Source organism: Microbacterium oxydans (assembly GCF_026559675.1).
In the GTDB taxonomy this organism is placed as follows: domain Bacteria; phylum Actinomycetota; class Actinomycetes; order Actinomycetales; family Microbacteriaceae; genus Microbacterium; species Microbacterium oxydans_D.
Genome location: NZ_CP092891.1, coordinates 2,561,995 through 2,583,274 on the forward strand (window position 1 = coordinate 2,561,995; position 21,280 = coordinate 2,583,274).

Annotated in this window: 16 protein-coding genes; 15 read left to right on the forward strand and 1 reads right to left on the reverse strand. The window is 71.7% G+C overall.

Annotation, left to right across the window (positions count from 1 at the left end; genetic code table 11):
• Positions 1–161 precede the first annotated feature (161 nt).
• Positions 162–1,175, reverse strand: a complete 1,014-nt coding sequence (locus MME74_RS12350; RefSeq protein WP_267415324.1) for a LacI family DNA-binding transcriptional regulator — start codon at positions 1,173–1,175, stop codon at positions 162–164.
• Between the two features lie 179 nt (positions 1,176–1,354).
• On the opposite strand from MME74_RS12350, the gene MME74_RS12355 reads away from it, so the two are divergent.
• The 15 genes from MME74_RS12355 (at position 1,355) to MME74_RS12425 (ending at position 21,263) form a co-directional block, all read left to right on the forward strand.
• A complete protein-coding gene (locus MME74_RS12355; protein WP_267415325.1) occupies positions 1,355–2,839 on the forward strand; it encodes an amidohydrolase family protein in 1,485 nt (494 codons plus the stop codon).
• Positions 2,840–2,981: 142 nt separating this feature from the next.
• Entirely contained in the window at positions 2,982–4,370 is a 1,389-nt protein-coding gene (locus tag MME74_RS12360; protein WP_267415326.1) for a serine hydrolase domain-containing protein, read from the forward strand.
• Positions 4,367–5,275, forward strand: a complete 909-nt coding sequence (locus tag MME74_RS12365; RefSeq protein ID WP_267415327.1) for a serine hydrolase — start codon at positions 4,367–4,369, stop codon at positions 5,273–5,275. The genes MME74_RS12360 and MME74_RS12365 overlap by 4 nt, the downstream gene beginning before the upstream one ends.
• A gap of 155 nt (positions 5,276–5,430) precedes the next feature.
• On the forward strand, positions 5,431–7,026 hold the full coding sequence (locus tag MME74_RS12370; protein WP_267415328.1) for an ABC transporter substrate-binding protein: 1,596 nt from the start codon (positions 5,431–5,433) through the stop codon (positions 7,024–7,026).
• A 20-nt stretch (positions 7,027–7,046) separates the two neighbouring features.
• Entirely contained in the window at positions 7,047–8,045 is a 999-nt protein-coding gene (locus MME74_RS12375; protein WP_267415329.1) for an ABC transporter permease, read from the forward strand.
• The gene (locus MME74_RS12380; protein WP_267415330.1) at positions 8,042–10,027 is read left to right on the forward strand and encodes a dipeptide/oligopeptide/nickel ABC transporter permease/ATP-binding protein; all 1,986 of its coding nucleotides are present in this window, start codon (positions 8,042–8,044) and stop codon (positions 10,025–10,027) included. The genes MME74_RS12375 and MME74_RS12380 overlap by 4 nt, the downstream gene beginning before the upstream one ends.
• Positions 10,024–11,067, forward strand: a complete 1,044-nt coding sequence (locus tag MME74_RS12385; RefSeq protein ID WP_267415331.1) for an ABC transporter ATP-binding protein — start codon at positions 10,024–10,026, stop codon at positions 11,065–11,067. The genes MME74_RS12380 and MME74_RS12385 overlap by 4 nt, the downstream gene beginning before the upstream one ends.
• 19 nt (positions 11,068–11,086) lie before the next feature.
• Positions 11,087–14,419 carry a serine hydrolase gene (locus MME74_RS12390; RefSeq protein ID WP_267415332.1) on the forward strand — a complete coding sequence of 1,111 codons (3,333 nt, stop codon included), beginning with the start codon at positions 11,087–11,089 and terminating at the stop codon, positions 14,417–14,419.
• Positions 14,419–15,552, forward strand: coding sequence for a M20 family metallopeptidase (locus MME74_RS12395; RefSeq protein WP_267415333.1), 1,134 nt, complete (start codon positions 14,419–14,421; stop codon positions 15,550–15,552). The genes MME74_RS12390 and MME74_RS12395 overlap by 1 nt, the downstream gene beginning before the upstream one ends.
• Positions 15,549–16,418 carry a GNAT family N-acetyltransferase gene (locus tag MME74_RS12400; protein ID WP_267415334.1) on the forward strand — a complete coding sequence of 290 codons (870 nt, stop codon included), beginning with the start codon at positions 15,549–15,551 and terminating at the stop codon, positions 16,416–16,418. Before MME74_RS12395 ends, MME74_RS12400 begins: the two co-directional genes overlap by 4 nt.
• Positions 16,415–17,521 carry an o-succinylbenzoate synthase gene (gene menC / locus MME74_RS12405; protein ID WP_267415335.1) on the forward strand — a complete coding sequence of 369 codons (1,107 nt, stop codon included), beginning with the start codon at positions 16,415–16,417 and terminating at the stop codon, positions 17,519–17,521. Before MME74_RS12400 ends, menC begins: the two co-directional genes overlap by 4 nt.
• A gap of 125 nt (positions 17,522–17,646) precedes the next feature.
• Positions 17,647–19,317: a helix-turn-helix domain-containing protein gene (locus tag MME74_RS12410; protein ID WP_267418580.1), complete on the forward strand. Its 1,671-nt coding sequence runs from the start codon at positions 17,647–17,649 to the stop codon at positions 19,315–19,317.
• A gap of 269 nt (positions 19,318–19,586) precedes the next feature.
• Positions 19,587–20,048 carry an Lrp/AsnC family transcriptional regulator gene (locus MME74_RS12415; protein WP_416383346.1) on the forward strand — a complete coding sequence of 154 codons (462 nt, stop codon included), beginning with the start codon at positions 19,587–19,589 and terminating at the stop codon, positions 20,046–20,048.
• Positions 20,049–20,139: 91 nt separating this feature from the next.
• Positions 20,140–20,766 carry a hypothetical protein gene (locus MME74_RS12420; RefSeq protein ID WP_267415338.1) on the forward strand — a complete coding sequence of 209 codons (627 nt, stop codon included), beginning with the start codon at positions 20,140–20,142 and terminating at the stop codon, positions 20,764–20,766.
• Positions 20,763–21,263: an RNA polymerase sigma factor gene (locus tag MME74_RS12425; RefSeq protein WP_267415339.1), complete on the forward strand. Its 501-nt coding sequence runs from the start codon at positions 20,763–20,765 to the stop codon at positions 21,261–21,263. The genes MME74_RS12420 and MME74_RS12425 overlap by 4 nt, the downstream gene beginning before the upstream one ends.
• The last annotated feature ends 17 nt before the right edge of the window (positions 21,264–21,280 follow it).

Consider the following 21,280-nt stretch of genomic DNA (forward strand, 5'->3'; position numbering starts at 1 on the left):
CGACGAACCGCTGTCAAGTCCGGGGGCGGATTTCGTGTCGCTACCGTGATGCGACGGGCGGGCGAGCCCGATCTCGGGCCGTCGCGCGACGGTCGCGCGCGGGTCGCGCGCCGGTCGCGCGCCGGTCACCGGGCATTCGCCCGGCCCCGTCCGCCACCGGCTCAGCGGGCTGCGGCCGACTCGCGGGCGCGCAGAATCGTCTTCAGGGGGCCGAACTCCGGCACCTGCTCCCCACGGATCTGCGCGAGGAGGATGCGGACCGCACGCCGTCCGAGTTCCGGGAAGTCCTGGTGCACGGTGCTGAGGGTGGGCGCCACGTGGGCCGCGACCGGGATGTCGTCGAACCCGATCACGCTCACGTCGTGCGGCACGCGCAGGCCGGAATCCCGGAAGCCGTGCAGCAGTCCGATCGCCATCAGGTCGTTCGCGGCGAACACGGCCGTGAAGTCCCGGCGCAGCGCGAGCTCCTTGCCGGCGAAGTAGCCGAAGTCCGCGGTCCAGTCACCGCGGATCGGCGGGAACGTGGGCAGATCCGCCTCGCGCAGGCCGTCCAGATAGCCGCGCATGCGCGACTCCGCCTCGATCCAGTCCTGCGGCCCGGCGAGGTGCAGGATGTCGCTGTGGCCGAGCGAGATCAGGTGCTCCGTGGCGGCTCGCGCGCCGGCCACCTGGTCGGCGGACAGGCTCACGCCGTCCGACCCCGACGCCGTCTGCAGCGTGACGAAGGGCATGGCGACGGACATGCCGCGCAGGACATGGAACACGCGCACCTGCGGGGCGAGCACGACGATGCCGTCGACCTGCTCCCGGGAGAGCTGGCGCACCGCATTGCCGATCGCCTCCGGAGTGGTGTCCGCGAGGTTCAGGGTCGAGACCGAATACCCCTCCTCGCGCGCCGCGTCCTCGATGCCGGCGATAGACGAAGTCGGGCCGAACTCCCCGATCGTCGCGGAGAGGATCCCCAGCATGTTCGACTTGCTGGTCACCAGCGCGCGGGCGGCGAGGTTCGGACGGTAGTCGAGCACCGCGATGGCGTCGAGGACCTTGGCCTTGGTCTCCGGACGGATGCTCGGATGATCGTTGAGCACCCGAGACACGGTCTGATGGGACACACCGGCGAGTCGAGCGACGTCGCGGATACTCGGCAACCGCGCACGCTCGGAGGCGGTGGACATCACTTGCCTCCTTGCGTGTGCACGGTCACATCGTAGATACATTATGTCTGTCCGGGCGCGTGCGTGCACCTCGCAGGGCCACTACCGGGCATGACGAGTTGTCCGCGGGCACCGGATCGACGCCACGGTTTCGTCGAGCCGCACCGGAACGGCCCCCTTCAGCATGGCAGGGTGGCGACGTGGACACTCTGCTGCGCGGCGGGCGCGTCATCGACCCGAACACGGAAACCGACCGGGTCGCCGACCTCCTGATCGCGGGCGGACGCGTCGCCGCGATCGGTGACGGACTCGCGGCCCCGACGGGTGCGGACGTCGTCGACGCGGCGGGCCTCATCGTCGGCCCGGGGTTCGTCGACCTGCACAGTCACGTCCATTCGATCGCGGGACAGCGACTGCAGGCGATGGACGGCGTCACCACGGCGCTCGATCTGGAGGCGGGCCTGATGCCCATCGCGGAGGCGTTCGCCCGAGCCACCGCCGACGGGCGCCCCCTGAACTACGGCTTCTCGGCGTCCTGGTCGCAGGCGCGGGCGTACGCGCACCTCGACCGCGTGCCCGTCGCCGACTTCACCGCGTCGATGGACCTGCTCGGCACGCCCGACTGGCAGCGCTCCTCCTCCCCCGTCGAACGCCGCCGCTGGCTGGGGCTGCTGGAGGACGAACTCGGTGCCGGCGCCCTCGGCATCGGCGTGCTCATGGGCTACGCGCCGCGCTCCGACCCGGACGAGTACCTGGATCTCGCGCGCCTCGCGGCCGCCGCGCACGCTCCGACCTTCACCCACGTGCGCGAGCTGATCGAGGCCGATCCGCGCACCCCGATCGACGGCTCGGAGGAGCTCGTCCGCGCCGCCGCCGAGACGGGGGCGGCGATGCACCACTGCCACGTGAACAGCACCTCGCTGCGTCACGTCGACCGCGTGCTGGCCCTGCTCGACCGCAGCCGCGCCGCCGGCTCCCGCGTCACCGTCGAGGCGTACCCCTACGGCGCCGGGAGCACGGCGATCGGGGCGTTCTTCCTCGCACCCGAGAAGCTCGCGGGCCTCGGCATCACCCCCTCCTCCCTCGTGCTGGTCGAGACCGGCGAGCGCATCGCCGACGAGGCCCGGCTGCGCGAGGTGCGCGCGGCCGACCCCGGCGCCACCTGCATCGTGACGTTCCTCGACGAGGCCGACCCCTTCGACCGGGCGCACCTGCACCGTGCGCTCGCCTATCCGGACTCGATCGTCGCGAGCGACGCGATGCCGATCTCGTGGACCGGAGCCGACGGCCGGGCGATCCACGAGCAGCGCGAATGGCCGCTCCCGGCGGGCGGACATACGCATCCCCGCACCGCCGGTACGTTCACGAAGTCGCTGCGCCTGATGGTCCTGGAGAGCGGGACCTGGAGCTGGCTGGAGGCCTTCCGCCGCTGCTCCCATCTGCCCGCGCGCGTGCTCGACGAGGTCGCCTCCGGCATGCGGGCCAAGGGGCACCTGGGGATCGGAGCCGACGCCGACATCGTGGTGATCGACCCCACGACCCTGACCGATCGCGCGACCTACGCCGACCCGACCCGCCCGTCGCAGGGCATCCGCGCGCTCTACGTGAACGGCACGCCGGTCGTGCGGGCCGGGGGGATCGTCGCCGACGCCCTTCCGGGGCGCCCCGTGCGCGGAGACGCCTGAGCAGGGATCCTTCGTCGGCGCGAACCAAGGTCCGCACAAGTCTCGTCGCCCGGCACCAACGGGCCGGCCGAGCACGCGAATAGTCTCGGCCCATCGCCGTCGCCCCGAACGACGACGGCCCACTCGACGAAGAGGAGCGCACGTGTCCGACCTGAACGAAATCGGCAGCTGGGTGCGGGAGAGCCTTCCCGCGATGCTGGCCGACGCGCACATCCCCGCGGCATCCGTCGCGATCCTGGCCGACGGCGAGATCTTCACCACCGCCGCCGGCATCCTGAACCGCAACACGGGCGTCGAGGCCGATGAGGACTCGGTCTTCCAGATCGGCTCCATCACGAAGACCTGGACCGCGACGCTCATCATGCAGCTCGTCGACGAGGGGCTGCTCGACATCGACGCCCCGGTGCGCGACACCGTCCCCGCCTTCGCGATCGGCGACGACGCGGCAGCGAGCACGATCACCGCCCGGCAGCTGCTGAGCCACGTCAGCGGGTTCGAGGGCGACCTGTTCAACGACACCGGGGTCGGCGACGACGCGGTGGAGAAGTACCTCGCGACGATCGCCGACGCCCCGCAGCTCTTCACCCCCGGCGAGCGCTTCTCGTACAACAACGCCGCGTTCGTGGTGCTCGGCCGCATCGTCGAGGTGCTGCGCGGCATGTCGTACGACCAGGCGCTGCGCACCTACCTGGCCACCCCGCTCGGGCTGACGCACGTCGCCACCTCGGCATCCGAGGCGATCATGTTCCGCGCCGCGCTCGGGCACATCCCGGGCGAGAGCGGTGACGAGCCCGTGCCCGCTCCGGTGTGGAGTCTCGTGCGCTCCAACGTGCCGGCCGGCTCGATGCTCGCGATGACTGCCCGCGACCTGGTCACCTACGGGCGCATGCACCTGGACGGCGGGGTCGCCGCCGACGGGACGAGGGTGCTCTCCGAGCAGAGCGTCCGCGCGATGCAGGAGCGACAGGTCGAGCTGCCCGAGCTCGGAGTCATGGGCGACGCCTGGGGCCTCGGATGGGAGATCTTCGACTGGGACGGCGGCCCCGTGATCGGCCACGACGGCGGCACGATCGGCCAGAACGCGTTCCTGCGCATGGTGCCGTCGGCGGGCGTCGCCGTCGCGGTGCTGACGAACGGCGGGCAGACCGTCGACGCCTTCCAGGCGATCACGTCGAAGGTGCTGAAGGCCCTCGCCGACGTGACGATGCCCGCACTGCCCGCGCTCCCCGAGACGCCGGTCGCGGTCGACGTCGAGCGGATCCTCGGCACCTACTCCTCCTCCGTGTCGGATTCGACCGTGCGGGTGGATGACGACGGCCGCATCTGGCTCGAGCGCACCATGAAGGGCATCTTCGCCGAGCTCGGACCCGCCCCCGAGCCCGTCGAGCTGGTCGGCTGGTCGGGCGACACCCTGCTCCCCCGCGAGCGGCAGCACGGCATGCACATGCCGCACGCGTTCGTGGGCGACGACGGCAGCGGACGGGCCCTGTACCTGCACACCGGCCGCGCCGACCGCCGGGTGGGCGCGTGACCACCGCGGCGCTCCCGCAGGACACCGCGGTGACCATCGCCGAGATCTTCACGGCGGCCGGCGCCGAGGGCTTCCTGCACGCGCGGGAGGTCGGTGTGGACGGCGGAGCGGAGGTGAGCGTCGGCGCCGACGAGCCCGTGGTGCTCGCCTCGGTGTTCAAGATCCTCGTGCTCACGGCCTACGTGCGCGCGGTCGCCGCCGGTGAACTCGACCCGACCGAGCGGGCCACCGTGACCGCGCGCTACCGCATCGGCGGCGTGGGCACCGCCGGGTTCTCGGACGACGTCGAGGCCAGCTGGCGCGACCTCGCGCAGAACATGATGACCATGAGCGACAACGCCGCGACCGACGTCGTGTATCACCGGCTCGGGAGCGCTGCCGTGAACCGGGTCATCAGCGACCTGGGGCTGCGGCAGACGCGGCTCGTGGGGTGCTGCGAAGACCTGTTCGCCTCGGTCGTCTCCGATCTCGGCGGCACACCCGACAGCGATCTCGACGAGCTGTTCGAGGGGGCGAGCGCCGCGCAGATCCTCGCTCTCGACGCGGTGCATCCGGTCAAGACCTCGCACTCCACTCCGCGTGATGTCACGACGCTGCTGAACGCCCTGTGGACCGACACGGCGGCACCGGCCGAGGCCTGCCGCCAGGCACGCGACATCATGGCGCAGCAGATCTGGCCGCATCGGCTGAGCTCCGGCTTCCCCTCCGGTGTGCGCATCGCGGCGAAGACCGGCACGCTGCCCACCTGGCGCAACGAGGCCGGGGTCGTGACCTATCCGGACGGCCGCCGGTACGCCGTGGCCGTCTTCACCCGCGCCGCGTCGCTGGCCGAACGGCAGCCGCTCGTCGACGCCTCGATCGGTCATGCGGGCTTCGCCGCCGTCGAGCACCTGCGCGCCGGCTGACCCGCACCCGTCTCACCCCTGCACGATCCACTTGCTGCACCATCCACCTGCACCATCCCGAACACTGCACCATCCACCACTGCACGACCCACCTGCACCATCCCGAACACTGCACCATCCACCTGCACCATCCCGAACACTGCTGGAGGCTTCTGATGCGTTCTCGTACCCCGCTGATCGCGCTGCTGGGCGCTGCGGCGCTCGCCCTGACATCCTGCGCGGCCGGCGCCCCTCCCGGAGGCAAGGACGGCGCCGAAGGCGTCCTCGCCGACGGCAAGACCTTCACCGCCGTGACGGCGACCGACCCGGGCACGCTCGACCCGTTCACCACGGTCATGGGCTCGGCCCGACAGATCGACCGCTACCTGTACGGTCGCCTCGTGGAGGTGCAGAACGACGGCGAGGTGCTCTCCGGCCTCGCGACCAGCTGGGAGGCCGACACCGCGACGGCGACCTTCACCCTGCGCGACGGGCTGACCTGCGAGGACGGCTCGCCGCTCACCGCATCCGACGTCGCCGCCAACATCACCTTCATCGGCGACCCGGCCAACGCCTCGCCCCTGGCCGGCCTGCAGGTGCAGCCGGGCACGACGGCCGTCGGCGACGACGACGCCGGCACCGTCACCGTCACGAGCGGCAGGCCCGACGCGTTCCTGCTGCAGAACATCGGCAGCATCTCGATCGTCTGCGGCACGGTCGTGGACGATGCGGACGCGCGCGCGGCGGGCAAGGGCGCGACGGGGATGTTCACCCTCACCGAGATCGCGCCGAACAGCCAGTACACGCTGACCCGACGCGACGACTTCACCTGGGGACCCGGGGACTGGGATCCCGAGCAGCCGGGCCTGCCGGCCAAGGTCGTCTACCGTGTGATCCCGAACGAGACCACCGCAGCGAACCTGGTGCTGTCCGGCGAGGTGAACGCGGCACTCGTCCTCGGCCCCGACCGCCAGCGACTGCGCGACGCCGGCCTCTTCTCCACGGAGCTGCCCCTGGCCGCCGGTCAGCTGTTCTTCAACCAGGGCGACGGTCGCCCGACGGCCGACCAGGCCGTCCGCGAGGCACTCACCCAGGCGCTCGACCTCGACCAGCTCGGGCAGGTGCTCACGAGCGGCGAAGGCACCGAGGCGAAGAGCCTCGTGACCATCGCACCGAACCCCTGCCAGGCCGACGTCGTCGACGGACTCCTCCCGGAGTTCGACGCGAAGGCCGCAGCGGCGAGTCTCGACGATGCCGGCTGGAAGGTCGGCTCCGACGGGATCCGCGAGAAGGACGGCGTCGCGATGGAGCTCACGCTCGTGACCCCGACCACGCTCGGCAACGGCGGCAGCGCGGCCGCGGAGCTCATGCAGTCGACCTGGAAGGCGCTCGGCGTCTCCGCGACCGTCAAGACGCTCGACTCCCCCGCCCTGAGCGAGGCCCTGTTCGCCACGGGCGACTGGGACATCTCGGCCGCACCGCTCGGCGTCTCCCTGCCCAGCATGCTCGTGCCGTTCTACTCCGGACCCACACCGCCGAACGGATCGAACTTCGCGTCCGTCACCGACGACGCGTACACCGCCGCAGTCACGGCGGCGGCGTCGAAGCCGGGCACCGACGGATGCGCGGACTGGAACGCCGCGGAGGAGGCCCTGTTCACCTCGGTCTCGGTCGTCCCCTACGTCAACAACGTCCTCACGACGTTCGGCAACAAGGCGACCTTCACCGAGGGCGACGGGATCGACCCCGCCTCGATCCGGATGTACGAGTAGTCGAAGACCGGAGGCAGCCGATGGCCAGCACCACCGCCACGCAGGCGATACTGATCAGATCCGCACGGTCGGACAACCCCTGGGTGTCCTTCCTGGTCCGTCGCGGAGGGCAGTTCCTGCTCTCGGTGTGGGTGCTGGTCACGGCTGCCTTCCTCATGATCCACCTGGTGCCGGGCGACCCGGTGCGGGCGGCGCTCGGCATGAATGCACCGGTCGAGCTCGTCGAATCGCGTCGGATCGCCCTCGGGCTCGATCAGCCCCTCCTCGCGCAGTATCTGCGCTACGTCGGCGGTCTGTTCACCGGCGACATGGGCACCTCGATGATCACCGGCCAACCGGTCTCCGAGATCATCGCGACCCGGCTCCCCGCGACCCTGCAGCTCGCGCTGCTGGCCGTCCTGCTGGTCCTGCTGGTCTCCATCCCGCTCGGCGTGACGATGGCCGTCGCCACGCGCGGCGGACGGCGACGGGGCCTCGAGCTGGGGTTCGCCACCGGATCCGTGATCCTCGCCGCGATCCCCGAGTTCCTCCTCGCCGTCGGACTCGTCTCCGTGTTCGCCGTCTCGCTGGGCTGGTTCCCCGTGGCGGGCAACACCGCGCCGTTCTCCCTCGTCCTGCCGGTGGTGGCGCTCGCCGTCGGACCGATCGCGGTGTTCTCGCGCATCATCCGGGTCGAGGTGCTGTCGGTGCTGGGGCAGGACTTCATCCGCACCGCCCGGGCCAAGCGCCTCGCGCCGCGCCGGATCTACACCCGCCACGCGCTGCCGAACGCCATGACGGCGACGCTCACGCTCACCGGTCTGCTCCTGACGGGCATGGTCGCCGGCACGGTGCTGGTCGAGAACGTGTTCGCCTGGCCGGGCCTGGGCACCATGATCGTGCAGTCGATCCTGACCAAGGACTACTCGGTCGTGCAGGGCATCGTCCTCGTCTACGGGGTCGCGGTGCTCGTCGTGAACCTCGCGATCGACGTGATCCTCGCCCTCCTCGACCCTCGATCCACCATCCGGGAGGCATGATGTCGGGACGTACGGCCTGGTCGGGCATCGTCCGGTCCCCGCTCGGGATCACGGCGCTCTGTCTCATGACGCTCGTCACCCTCGCCGCGATCTTCGCCCCGGTCATCTGGGGCGCGCAGGCCGAGCTCGTGAATCCGGCCGCGATCTCGCAGGGGCCGAGCGCCGCGCACCTCCTGGGCACCGACGCCCTCGGTCGCGACGTCCTCGCCCGCGTCCTGGTCGCCACCCGGCTGTCCGTGGTCCTCGCCGTGATCGCCGTGATCATCGGCGTGGTCGCAGGCACCCTGCTCGGCACGGCGCCGTCGGTGCTCCCACGCTGGCTCGGACGGCCCATCGTCGGCTTCGTGAACATCGCGGTGGCGTTCCCCGGGCTCCTGCTCGCGCTGTTCTTCGCGGTCATCTTCGGTGTCGGGTCCACCGGCGCCGTGCTCGCGATCGGCTTCGCGATGGCGCCGCAGTTCGCCCGGCTGACGCAGACCCTGTCGGCCGCGATCGCCGGACGCGACTTCATCGACGCGGCCCGGGTCGCCGGGGTCTCGCGGTTCCGCATCCTGATCCGGCACATCCTCCCGAACGTCGGCGAGCCCCTCATCGTGAACGCCACCGTGGCCGCGGGCTCCGCACTCCTCGCCTTCGCTGGCCTGTCGTTCCTCGGCCTCGGCGTGCAGGTGCCCGAGTACGACTGGGGCCGTCTGCTCGGCGAGGGCCTGAACCGCATCTACCTGAATCCGGCCGCCGCCGTCGGCCCGGCCGTGGCCGTGGTGATCGCGGGGCTGGCCTTCAACCTGCTCGGTGAGACCGCCGCAGCCGCCCTCGGTGGACGATCCGGCCGCCGTCGCCACCGCCTGCCGGCGATCGCCCTGCCCGGCGCTGCCCAGCCCGTGTCGGCCGACGACGAGGCCCCGGTGCTCCTCGTCGACGACCTGCGCGTCTCGTTCCCGACCCCCGGCGGATGGGTCACCCCGGTGCGCGGCGTCTCGTTCACGGTGTCCCGCGGAGAGGCGATCGGCGTGGTCGGCGAATCGGGATCCGGCAAGAGCCTCACCGCCCTGGCCGCCGCCCGACTCATCGAGCGCCCGGGCCACGTGGCCGCGGCACGCCTGGACTTCTGCGGCACCCCGCTGCTGACCACGTCCGACCGCGCGGTGCGGAGCCTGCTCGGCACCTCGCTCGCCATGGTCTTCCAGGACCCGATGACCTCGTTCAACCCGACCAGGAGGATCGGCTCGCAGCTCGCCGAGGCCGCGTCCGAGCACCAGGACGTCACGCGGAAGCAGGCGATGGACCGGGCGATCGAACGCCTGCAGTCGGTGCGGGTTCCCGCCGCGGCACGACGGGCCCGCCAGTACCCGCACGAGTTCTCCGGCGGCATGCGGCAGCGGGCGATGATCGCCATGGGGCTCATGAACCATCCGCGCCTCATCATCGCGGACGAGCCGACCACGGCTCTCGACGTGACCGTGCAGCGGCAGGTGCTGCAGCTCCTGGCCGGGGTGCGCCGTGACACCGACGCCGCGATCCTGCTCATCAGCCACGACATCGCCGTGGTCGCGCAGACCTGCGACCGGGTGCTGGTCATGTACGCGGGGCGGATCGTCGAGGACCTGCCCGCAGCGACCCTCCACACCGGCGCCCGGCACCCGTACACCCGTGCCCTGCTCGAGGTCGTGCCCGAGCTCGACGCCGACCGCAGCGAGCCGCTGAAGATGATCCCGGGCCGTCCCCCGGCACCGGGCGCGTTCCCCGCGGGCTGCGCGTACGCCGCCCGCTGTCCGCTCGCCACCGAGCTCTGCCGGGAGACCGATCCCGAGCTCGTGGCGGATGTCGAAGGCCATCGGGTCGCGTGCTGGCATCCGGTCAGCGGCGAGGCGGCGGTGCCGGTGACCATCGCCACGTCCGCGGAGATCGCCACGTCAGCGGAGATCGTCACGACCGCGGAGGCGGCCCCGACCATGGACGAGGAAGAGACGGTGCGGCGATGAGCGAACTGCGCTTCGACCGGGTCAGCGTGCGTTACGGCACGCACCGCGCAGGTCTCACGGCCGTCGACGACGTGAGCCTCACGGTCCCGTCGGGATCGGTCGTGGGACTCGTGGGAGAGTCGGGTTCCGGTAAATCCACGCTCGCCCGCGCGGCGATCGGCCTCGCGCCCATCAGCGAGGGCTCGATCACCCTCGACGGCGTGGACGTGCGCAGCTTCCGCCGCCGACGCCCCATCCAGATGGTGTTCCAGGACCCGTTCTCCTCGCTCGATCCGCGCATGACGATCGGCGAGTCCATCGCCGAAGCGCTCCCGCGCGGCATCCGCGGTGCGACTGCCCGCCGTGCCGAGGTCGCCCGTCTGCTCGACCTGGTGAGCCTCGACGCCGACCGTGCGCAGTCGCTCCCGGCAGCGCTCTCGGGCGGACAGCGTCAGCGCATCGCCCTGGCCCGGGCCCTCGCCGCCCGCCCCGAGGTCGTGATCGCCGACGAGATCACCTCCGCGCTCGACGTCTCGGTGCAGGGCTCGGTGCTCAACCTCGTGCGGGAGCTGTGCGGCGAGCTCGACCTCACGATGCTGTTCATCTCGCACAACCTCTCGGTCGTGCGCTACCTGAGCGATCACATCGCCGTGATGTACCTCGGCCGCATCGTCGAGTTCGGTCCGACCGAGCAGGTGCTCGCCGACCCGCAGCACCCGTACACGCGGGACCTGCTCCAGGCGGCGCCGACCCGGCACGGGAACCTGCTGGCGGTCGACCCGCTGGCCCCCGTCGACGTGGAGCCCGCCGATCCGCACGCGCCGCCGAGCGGATGCCGCTTCCACCCGCGGTGCCCGATCGGTCCGGCGGCCCGCCCCGACCGGCAGCTCTGCGTGATCGCGGAGCCTCCGCTGCCCACGGGCGCAGCGGGCGCGGCCTGTCATTTCGCGGGACTGCCGGCCGATGCGCCGATCGGGACTGTGCCCGTCTCCCAAAGCATCCCCCTGGTTTCGGCCGCGCCCACAACACCGACCCCGCTCTCAGCGGACACAGTGAACTGACCATCCGATTGGAGCTCCCATGAACCGCGTCACCGTCGACGAGCTGCTCGCCGTCCGCACCCCCGAGCAACCGGCACTGTCACCGGACGGCGCCCGCATCGCCTTCGTGCTGCGGACGACGGATCGCGACGGCGACCGGGACACGCGCGCCCTGTGGCAGGTGCCGGCCACCGGCGGCGACCCCGCCCCGCTCACGCACGCGACGGCCGACTCCACCCCGGTGTGGAGCCCCGACGGCACCCAGCTGGCGTTCCTGCGTGCGCAGGACGGCCCCGCGCAGATCTGGCTCCTCCCGACGGCGGGCGGCGAGGCGCGCGGTCTCACGACCCTTCCGCTCGGCGCGGGCGCTCCGGCCTGGAGCCCCGACGGCGAGCGCATCGCCTTCACGGCCCCGGTCGACAGCGCGGCGCTTCCCGGCGAGACCGCGGAGACCATCCTCGCCCGACGCTCGGCGCCGGCCAGCACCGACCGCCTGGGCTACAAGGCGGACGGCGCGGGCAACCTCGGAACGCTCGTGCAGCAGCTGCATGTGCTCGACGTCGCCTCCGGGAAGGTCACGGCGCTCACCCACGGGCGCTCCCACGCCTCCGACCCGTTCTGGTCGCCGGACGGCACACTCCTGGCCTATTCCACGAGCGTCGAGGACGACGCGGACCTGACCATGCGGATCCCCGTGTTCGTGCGCTCCTCCACCGACCCGAACAGCGAGGCGGTGCGGGTGAGCGCCGCCGACGTGCAGGCGACGGCCGTGGGCTGGACGCCGGACGGCCGCCATGTCGTCGCCGCCGGACGCCTCGACACGGAGGTCGGCAACGCCGACATCCTGCTGTTCCCGGTCGACGGCGGCGAACCGCGGAACATCACGGGGAGCCTCGACCGCAACGTCATGCCGGGCGGTCCCGGCTATCCCGGTGGCATGCCGCAGTTCACGGCCGGCGGGGACCTCGTGTTCTGCCTCCGCGACAACGGCTACACGCACGTGTACCGCGTGGCGCAGGACGGCACGGGCGCCACGGCGCTCGTGGACGGCACCGCGAACGTGTCGGGGCTGTCAGTGGCGGGATCCTCCGCCGCCATCGTGCTCGCGACACCGGAATCGTTCGGCGATGTCGCGTTCCTCGACCTCGCCGGCGGCACGACACGGGTGCTCACCGACGACGGCACGCCCGACCTCGACCTCATCCCCGCCGAGGAGCGTCGCTTCACGATCTCGGACGGCACGGTCATCACGGGATGGCTGCGCCGCGACCCCGCTGCCACGGGCCCGCTGCCCCTGCTGCTCGACATCCACGGCGGTCCGCACAACTCCTGGAACGGCGCCGCCGACCTCATCCACCCGTACCACCAGGTGCTCGCGCGCCGCGGCTGGGCGATCCTCACCCTGAACCCCCGGGGCAGCGACGGCTACGGCGACGCGTTCTTCTCCGCCGTGACCGGCGGCTGGGGCGTCAACGACGCGAACGACTTCCTCGAGCCGCTCGACCAGCTCGTGGCCGAGGGCATCGCCGACCCGACGCGGCTGACCGTCACCGGCTACAGCTACGGCGGATTCATGACCTGCTTCCTCACCTCGCGCGACGACCGCTTCGCCGCGGCCGTGGGCGGAGGCGTGGTCACCGATCTCCTCTCGATGGGCGGCACCTCCGACTTCGGGCACTACCTCTCGGCGAAGGAGAACGGCGGACTCCCCTGGCGCGATGCGGAGCGCATCTCGGCGCAGTCGCCGTTCACCCGGGTCGACCGGGTCACCACCCCGACGCTGATCCTGCAGGGTGCGGCGGATGAGCGCTGCCCCGTCGGTCAGGCCGAGCAGTGGTTCACGGCGCTGCGCGAGCGCGACGTGCCCACGCGTCTGGTCCTGTATCCCGGTGGCTCGCACCTGTTCCTGCTCTCCGGCCCTCCGTCGCACCGCGCCGACTACTCGCAGCGCGTGATCGACTGGGTCGAGCAGTACGCCCCGCCGGCCGGGAAGCCGGTGCGCGCGCGCCTCGACGCGCGGCACTGGCAGCAGCGACTGAGCGCGCTGGCCGAGGCGCACAAGGTCCCGGGCGCGACCCTCGGCATGCTCCGCCTCGGCGAGGAACCGGTATATGCGCATCACGGCATACTCAACGTCCGCACGGGCATCGAGACCACCGACGACTCGGTGTTCCAGATCGGCTCGATGGGCAAGGTGTGGACGACGACCGCGATCATGCGCCTCGTCGATCAGGGCGTCCTCGACCTCGATGCCCCGGTCGTCTCATACGTGCCGGAGTTCTCGTCCTCCGACCCGGAGATCACCCGGACCGTGACGCTGCGTCACCTCCTGAATCACACCAGTGGGATCGACGGCGACGTCTTCACCGACACCGGCCGCGGCGACGAGACACTCGAGAAGTACGTCGCGCTCCTGGACGGCGTCGCGCAGAACCACCCGCTCGGTGCGACGATGTCGTACTGCAACTCCGGATTCTCGCTGGCCGGGCGCGTGATCGAGAAGGTCACCGGAACGACCTGGGACCAGGCCATGCGCGACCTCGTGTTCACGCCCCTCGGACTCACTCACTCCTCGACCCTCCCGGAGGAGGCGATCATGTTCCGGGCGGCCAGCGGGCACACCGTGGTCGACGAAGATGGTCCGCACCTCGCACCCGCCTGGATGCTCCCGCGATCGATGGGCCCGGCCGGACTCATCAACTCCACCACCGCCGACGTGCTCGCCTTCGCCCGCATGCACCTGGCAGGCGGACTGGCCGCCGATGGGACGCGCGTGCTGTCCGAGGCCGCCGTGGCGCGGATGCAGGAGCGTGAGGTGGACATGCCCGACCCGTACACGCTCGGAGACGCGTGGGGCGTGGGCTGGATCCTGTTCGACTGGGACGGCCACCGCCTCATCGGGCACGACGGGAACACGATCGGGCAGGCGTCGTTCCTGCGCATCCTCCCCGAGGAGGGCCTCGCGGTGACGCTGCTGACCAACGGCGGCAACACCCACGATCTCTACGTCGAGCTGTTCGGGGAGATCTTCCGCGAGCTGGCGGCGCTGGAGCTGCCGGCCGGCCTCACTCCGCCCGAGGAGCCGTTCACCGATGACTTCTCCGAGTTCGAGGGCGTCTACGACCGCTCGGGCGTGCGCACCGAGATCTTCCGTGACGAGGACGGGCTGCGCATGCGCACGACCCTGAACGGACCGCTCGCCGCCATGCTCCCCGACCCGGTGCAGGAGCATCCGCTGGTGCCCGTGCGTCCCGGCGAGTTCGTGATGCGTCCGGAGGGCGAGCAGGCCTGGCATGCCGTGATCTTCTACTCCCTGCCCGGCGGCGAGCGCTATCTGCACCACGGCGTCCGCGCGGCGCCGAAGGTGTCCTGATGACCGTGCAGGCGGACGTGGATCTCGATCTGATCCTCGCCGACATCGAGACCCTCGTCTCCTGCGAGTCGCCCTCCGACGACCTCGATGCCGTCGCCCGCAGCGCGGAGGTCGTCGCCGCCCTCGGTGAGCGCCTGCTGGGCGTCGCGCCGGAGCGCATCGTGATCGACGGCCGCACCCACCTGCGCTGGCGGTTCGGCGAGCCGACCGTGCTGCTGCTCGGTCACCACGACACGGTGTGGCCGCTCGGTTCGCTGCTGCGGCTCCCGTTCCGTATCGAGGACGGCGTGCTCCGCGGTCCCGGGTGCTTCGACATGAAGACCGGGGTGGTGATGGCCCTGCACGCCGTGGCGTCGCTGCCGGACCGCACGGGCGTCAGCATCCTGATCACGGGCGACGAGGAGCTCGGCTCCCCCAGCTCGCGCGCGCTGATCGAGCGGGAGGCACGCGGCTGCGCCGCCGTGTTCGTCCTGGAGGCCGCGGCCGAGGGCGGTGCCGTGAAGATCGCGCGCAAAGGCGTCTCGCTCTATCGCGTGCACGTCGTGGGGCTCGCCGCCCATGCGGGACTGGAGCCGGAGCGCGGTGTGAACGCCGCGGTGGAGGCCGCGCACCTGCTCCTGGCGGTCGCCGAACTCGGTGACGCGGCCGCGGGGACCAGCGTGACACCGACGCTCGTGCGCGCCGGCAGCACCACGAACACCGTGCCCGCCGCCGCCGAGTTCGCGGTCGATGCGCGGGTGCGCACCGTCGCGGAGCAGGACCGGGTGGATGCCGCGCTGCGCGCACTCCCGGTGACGCTGCCCGGAGCAGACGTGCGCGTCGAGGGCGGCCCCAACCGCCGCCCGATGGAGCCCGAATCCTCGGCGGGACTGTTCGCGCAGGCCGTCGCGATCGCCGAGAAGGCCGGTCTGACGCCGTTCGACGGTGTCGCGGTCGGCGGGGCGTCGGACGGCAACTTCACCGCGGGTCTCGGCGTGCCGACCCTCGACGGCCTGGGCGCCGTGGGGGGCGGGGCGCACGCCGACGATGAGCATGTGCTCGTCGCGATGATCCCGGAGCGCCTCCTGCTGCTGCAGGAACTGGTCGCCGGGGCACTGACCGGACACGGAACATCGGCCGGAGGAAGGGCATGAGCATGACGGATGCCACGGCGTACAGCGCCTCGCCGGAGGAGGCCGCCGACGCCGCGAGCGCCGCCGCCTCCCGAGCCGGGGTCGAGATCCGCCTGCTCGGCGACGTGGACGAGTTCACCCGCGTCGCCGACCTGTTCCAGAGCATCTGGACCAAGCAGGGCGAGGCCTCCCCCGTGAACGTCGAGACGCTGCGCGCCCTGTCGAAAGCCGGAAGCTACGTGGGCGGCGCGTTCGAGCACGACGAGCTGGTCGGGGCCTGCTTCGGATTCTTCGCGGCTCCGGATCAGCGCGCCCTGCACAGCCACATCGCCGGTGTCTCGGCGCGGATGCGCGGTCGCAGCGTCGGCTTCGCGCTCAAGGTGCATCAGCGTGCCTGGGCGCTGGAGGAGGGACTCGACGAGATCTCGTGGACGTTCGATCCGCTGATCAGCCGCAATGCCCACTTCAACCTCGTGAAGCTGGCCGCGACGCCGACGTCGTACCACCGCAACTTCTACGGGCACATGGCCGATGCGCTCAACGGCGCGGACGACACCGATCGGATGCTGGTGACCTGGTACGTGCGGGATCCGCGCGTCGTCGCCGCCTGCCACGGGGAACCTGCATCCGCGGGCGAACACGATGCCGCACCCCTGCTCAGCGTGGGCGAGGACCTCGGGCCGCTCCGGCACCGCACCGACGCCCGACTCGTGCGGGTGGCGCTGCCGCGGGACATCGAGTCCCTGCGCCTCGCCGAGCCCGCCCGGGCGACCGCGTGGCGCCTGGCCCTGCGGGAGACACTCGGATCCGCGCTGGAGGGCGGAGGGCGCGTGCTCTCCTTCGACCGCTCCGGCGCGTACACCATCGACAGAGGAGAACAGGGATGAAGCTCACCGGATTCGAGCTGCGTGTGATCGAGATGCCGCTGGTGTCGCCGTTCCGCACGTCGTTCGGCGTGCAGACCGTACGCGAGGCGCTGATCGTGCGCGCCGTCACCGACGAGGCCGAGGGCTGGGGCGAGGGCGTCGCGATGAACGACCCGCTGTACTCCTCCGAGTACGTCGAGGCGAGCGTGGACGTCATCACCCGGTTCCTGCTGCCCGCGCTCGCGCAGGGGAAGGATCTCGACGCCGCCGGTGTCGCTCCGGCCCTCGCGAAGTTCAAGGGGCATCGCATGTCGAAGGCCGCCGTCGAGCTGGCCGTGCTCGACGCCGAGCTGCGCGCCGCGGGGGTCCCGCTCTCGCGTGAGCTCGGCGCCGTGCGCGACCGTGTCGACTGCGGTGTCTCGGTCGGCATCATGGACTCGATCCCCGAGCTGCTGGACGCGGTCGGCGGCTACCTCGACGAGGGGTACGTGCGCATCAAGCTCAAGATCGAGCCGGGGTGGGACATCGACCCCGTGCGCGCCGTGCGCGAACGCTTCGGCGACGACGTGCTGCTGCAGGTCGACGCGAACACCGCGTACCATCGCGGCGACGCCCGACACCTCGCCAAGCTCGACCCGTTCGACCTGCTCCTGATCGAGCAGCCGCTCGACGAGGAGGACCTGCTCGGTCACGCGCAGCTGGCGAAGGCCATCACGACACCCGTGTGCCTGGATGAGTCGATCGTGTCGGCCCGGGCCGCCGCCGACGCCATCGCGCTGGGGGCGTGCTCGATCGTGAACATCAAGCCGGGACGCGTCGGCGGGTACCTCGAAGCCCGTCGCATCCACGACGTGTGCGTCGCCAACGACATCCCGGTCTGGTGCGGCGGGATGCTGGAGACCGGGATCGGACGCGCGGCGAACGTCGCCCTGGCCGCTCTCCCCGGCTTCACGCTCCCCGGTGACACCTCCGGCTCGGGGCGCTACTACGCCCGCGACATCACCGAACCGTTCGTGGTGGAGGACGGCACGCTCACGGTGCCGACGGGTCCGGGCATCGGCGTGACCCCGGATGCCGACGCGCTCGACGCCGTCACGGTGCGCACCGAGTGGATCACGTTCTGAGCGCGGACTGACGTCCCTCACGGGGGCACGATGATCCTGTCGAGATCGACCAAGAGTCGATACGATTTCGTCGTGCCCCACAGCTCCCCCACCGGCGGTCGCGCCCTAGCCTGGGCCCTGTGCTCATGTCCGTGACGACCAGGCCCCGCGCCAGCCTCGGCCGGGTCATCGAAGACCTCGGCAACACCCTGCTCGAGGTGGTGAGCGGTGCGGCCGACGACGACGCCGAGATCGAGACGGTCGTCATCCACGACGTGCTCGATGACGCGATGCCGATGCGCGGGGCACTCGTGCTCGGTGTCGGGCTGAGCGATCCCGACGAGATCGCCGAGCTCCTGCACACCCTCGCCACCCAGCAGGCGACCGCCCTCGTGCTGCGCGCACCCGTGCGCACCGAGCAGCCGTTCCGTGATGCGGCCGAGGCCACCGGCATCCCGGTCCTCGCCCTGACTCGCGGCGCGTCCTGGGCGCAGCTGGCGGCCATGCTGCGGTCGCTCATCGCGGAGGGCGATGTCGGCGAGCAGGGGGCGACGACTCTCGGCGGCATGCCCTCGGGCGATCTGTTCGCCCTCGCCAATGCCATCGCGACCCTGCTGAACGCACCGGTGACGATCGAGGATCGCAACTCCCGCGTCGTCGCCTTCTCCGGGCGGCAGCATGAGGCCGATCCCGCGCGCATCGAGACCGTGCTCGGCCGACAGGTGCCCGAGCGCTTCGCCCGACAGCTGGAGGAGCGCGGGGTCTTCCAGGAGCTGTACCGCAGCGCGGATCCGATCGACGTCGGTCCGGTGCACAACACCGAGGGGCTGCCCTCCTTCCCGCGCGTCGCCCTGGCCGTGCGCGCCGGTGACGAGATCCTCGGGTCGATCTGGGCCGCGGTCCAGGAGCCCCTCTCCCCCGACCGCGTGCGCGCGCTGAAGGACTCCGCCGGGCTGGTGGCCCTGCACATGCTGCGGCTGCGCGCCGGCGCCGACGTCGAGCGGCGCCTGCGGGCCGACCTGCTCGCGACGATCCTCGAGGGCGGGCCCGGGGCGGCGGACGCCACGGCCCGACTGCGCCTGAGCGACCACCGCTGCGTCGTGCTCGCCCTGTCCGCCGCGGAGGACAGCGACGACGAGCCCTCCGCCGGTGCTCGCGGCATCGCCGAGCGGCAGCGCATCGCCGACGCCTTCGCCGTGCACCTCGGCGCCGTCTACCTGCGCTCCGCGGTCGCCGTGATCGGCAACGTCGTGTACGCCGTCGTCGGCATCCGTCCGGAGCAGGGCGAGGCCGAGTCCGGAGCGGGGCACAGCGACGCCGACAGCCGTGCCGCGCGTGTCGCGACCGACTTCCTCGGCCGCCTCGGGGCGACCAGCGAGATCCGCATCGGCGTCGGCACCGTGGCGGACGATGCGGCCGGCATCCCCTCGTCCCGGGCGAACGCCGACCGTGCGCTCCGTGTGGTCCGCCAGGCGCCGGGGCGGGAGCCCGTCGCCCGGTTCACGGCGGTGCAGATGGAGGCGCTGCTGGTCGAGCTCGGCGACCTCGTCCGGGCGCGGGGCGACCAGCCGACCGGTCCCGTCGCGCAGCTGCTGGCACAGGACCGGGAGCGGGGCACGCACCTGGTCGAGACGCTGCGGGCCTGGCTCGACGCGTTCGGGGACGTGGCGGTGGCGGCGGGACGCGTGTACACCCACCCCAACACGTTCCGATACCGCCTGCGCCGGCTGTCGGAGATCAGCGGACTCGACCTCACCGATCCGGAGGCGCGGTTCTCGGCCATGGTGCAGCTGCGCCTGCTCGTCCCCGGCGACTGACGCCCACGACGGACAGCGCCCGCCCCGCCCCTCGGCGACGAGGCAGCTGAGGAGACGGGGCCGGCTGAGGCTCGTGGCCCGTCGCCGTCGACACCCGGCGCGTGCGGCTCGTGGCCTCTCCGTCGAGTGCGCGTGATGCCCGCTCGTGGCCGACATCCTGCGTATCTGATACTCATTGCATCATGCACAGGTCATTCAGACCATAGAGTGAGTTTCGATTGATCGATCCGATCAATCTGAGTGAGACGAAGAAGGCGATGGTGATCGAAATGGCCAACCTCGACGAGACCGACCGGAGGATCCTCACGGTCCTCGACGGCGACCCCCGCCGACCCGTCGCGCTGATCGCCCAGGATCTGGGCCTCGCCCGCGGCACCGTGCACGCGCGCCTCGACCGCCTCGAGTCCGGCGGATACCTGCGCGCGCACAGCTCGCGCATCCTCCCGCAGGCACTGGGCCGAGGTGTTGCGGCCTCGATCCTCGTCGAGCTCGATCAGCACAAGATCACCGCCGCGATCGATGCGCTCAGCCGCGTTCCCGAGGTGCTGGAGTGCTTCGCGCCGGCCGGCGACACCGACCTGCTGCTGCGCGTCGTCGCGAAGGACCCCGACGACCTCTACCGCGTCGCCGAGGTGGTCCGCCTGTGCCCCGGCATCCTGCGCACCTCGACGAGCCTGTTCCTGCGCGAGGTGATCCCCTACCGCGTGAGCGCACTCCTGAACGCGGAGTGAGGCCGGATCCCGTCGAAACGGCAGGGGCGTCATCACGGACGGCCGTGGTGGACATATCCCCTGTGACGGCCCTTCACGACAGGAGCGAGACATGGACACCCCCGACCGACTGGATCTTCTTCTCGAGCGCACCGCACCCGATGCGGTGCACATCGACGATGCCCTCACCCGCGACATGGATGCCGTGGCGGCGCTGGCACGCGCACAGGTCGCCGCCGAGCGTCGGCCCGTGCGGCGCATCCCCCGGGTGACCGCGGGCCTGGGACTCGCCGCGCTGCTCTGCGGCGGGGCCGGAGCCGCCGTCGCCGCCGGCGGATTCGACTGGCTCCCGTGGGCGCAGGATCCCGATGTCGCCTATGCCTTCACGCTGCCCAGCGGCCGCGAGTGCGAGGCGCGCATCGTCCTGGAGCAGACGGAGCCGGAGGGCGACTGGGACGCGTTCGTCGCCGACGTCGGTGCCCTCACGATCGACCCGGCGGTCGTCGACCGACGTGCGGACGAGATCCGTTCCGACCCGCATGCCATCATCCAGGTGCTCGGCGCGGACGGCTCGTGGCAGGATCCGCAGCCGGGCGTCGAGCCGACCGACGACGACTGGTCCGCGACCGCGCACTACGTCGTGCTGGGGGAGGCGACGAACCGGCTCTCGGCGGCGGCCGGGATCGACGGCTGGTGGACCTCGGATGCTCAGCTGCTGTGCGAGGCCGTGACCCCGTGAACGCGTCCATCCGCACACAGAAGCTCCTGACCGCGGCGCTGCGGGAGTCCAACGGCGACATCCTTCGCTATCTGCAGCGCCGCGTCGGACCCGTCGACGCTCCCGACCTGTTCGGCGAGACGCTCCTGATCGCGTGGCGCCGCGTCGACGACCTGCCCGAGAATCCGCTCGAGACGCGGATGTGGCTGTTCGGACTCGCCCGAGGCACGCTGCAGAACCACGCGCGGGGCGAGCGTCGGCGCGCGGCCCTGGCCGACCGGATCCGTGCCCACATGCCGCGGGTGTCGGACACCCCCGCGGCCGACGAGGGCGACGAGGTGCGCGACGCGCTCAGCCGCCTCCGCCCGGAGCTCGCGGAGATCGTCCAGCTCGTGCATTGGGACGGGTTCCGGATCGGAGAGGCCGCCGAGATCGTCGGCGTTCCCGCCGCGACGGCACGCTCGCGCTACGCCCGCGCCAAGCAGGAGTTGCGGGCGGCACTCGGCGCGCTCGCCTGAGCGCGCCGACGGCCGGA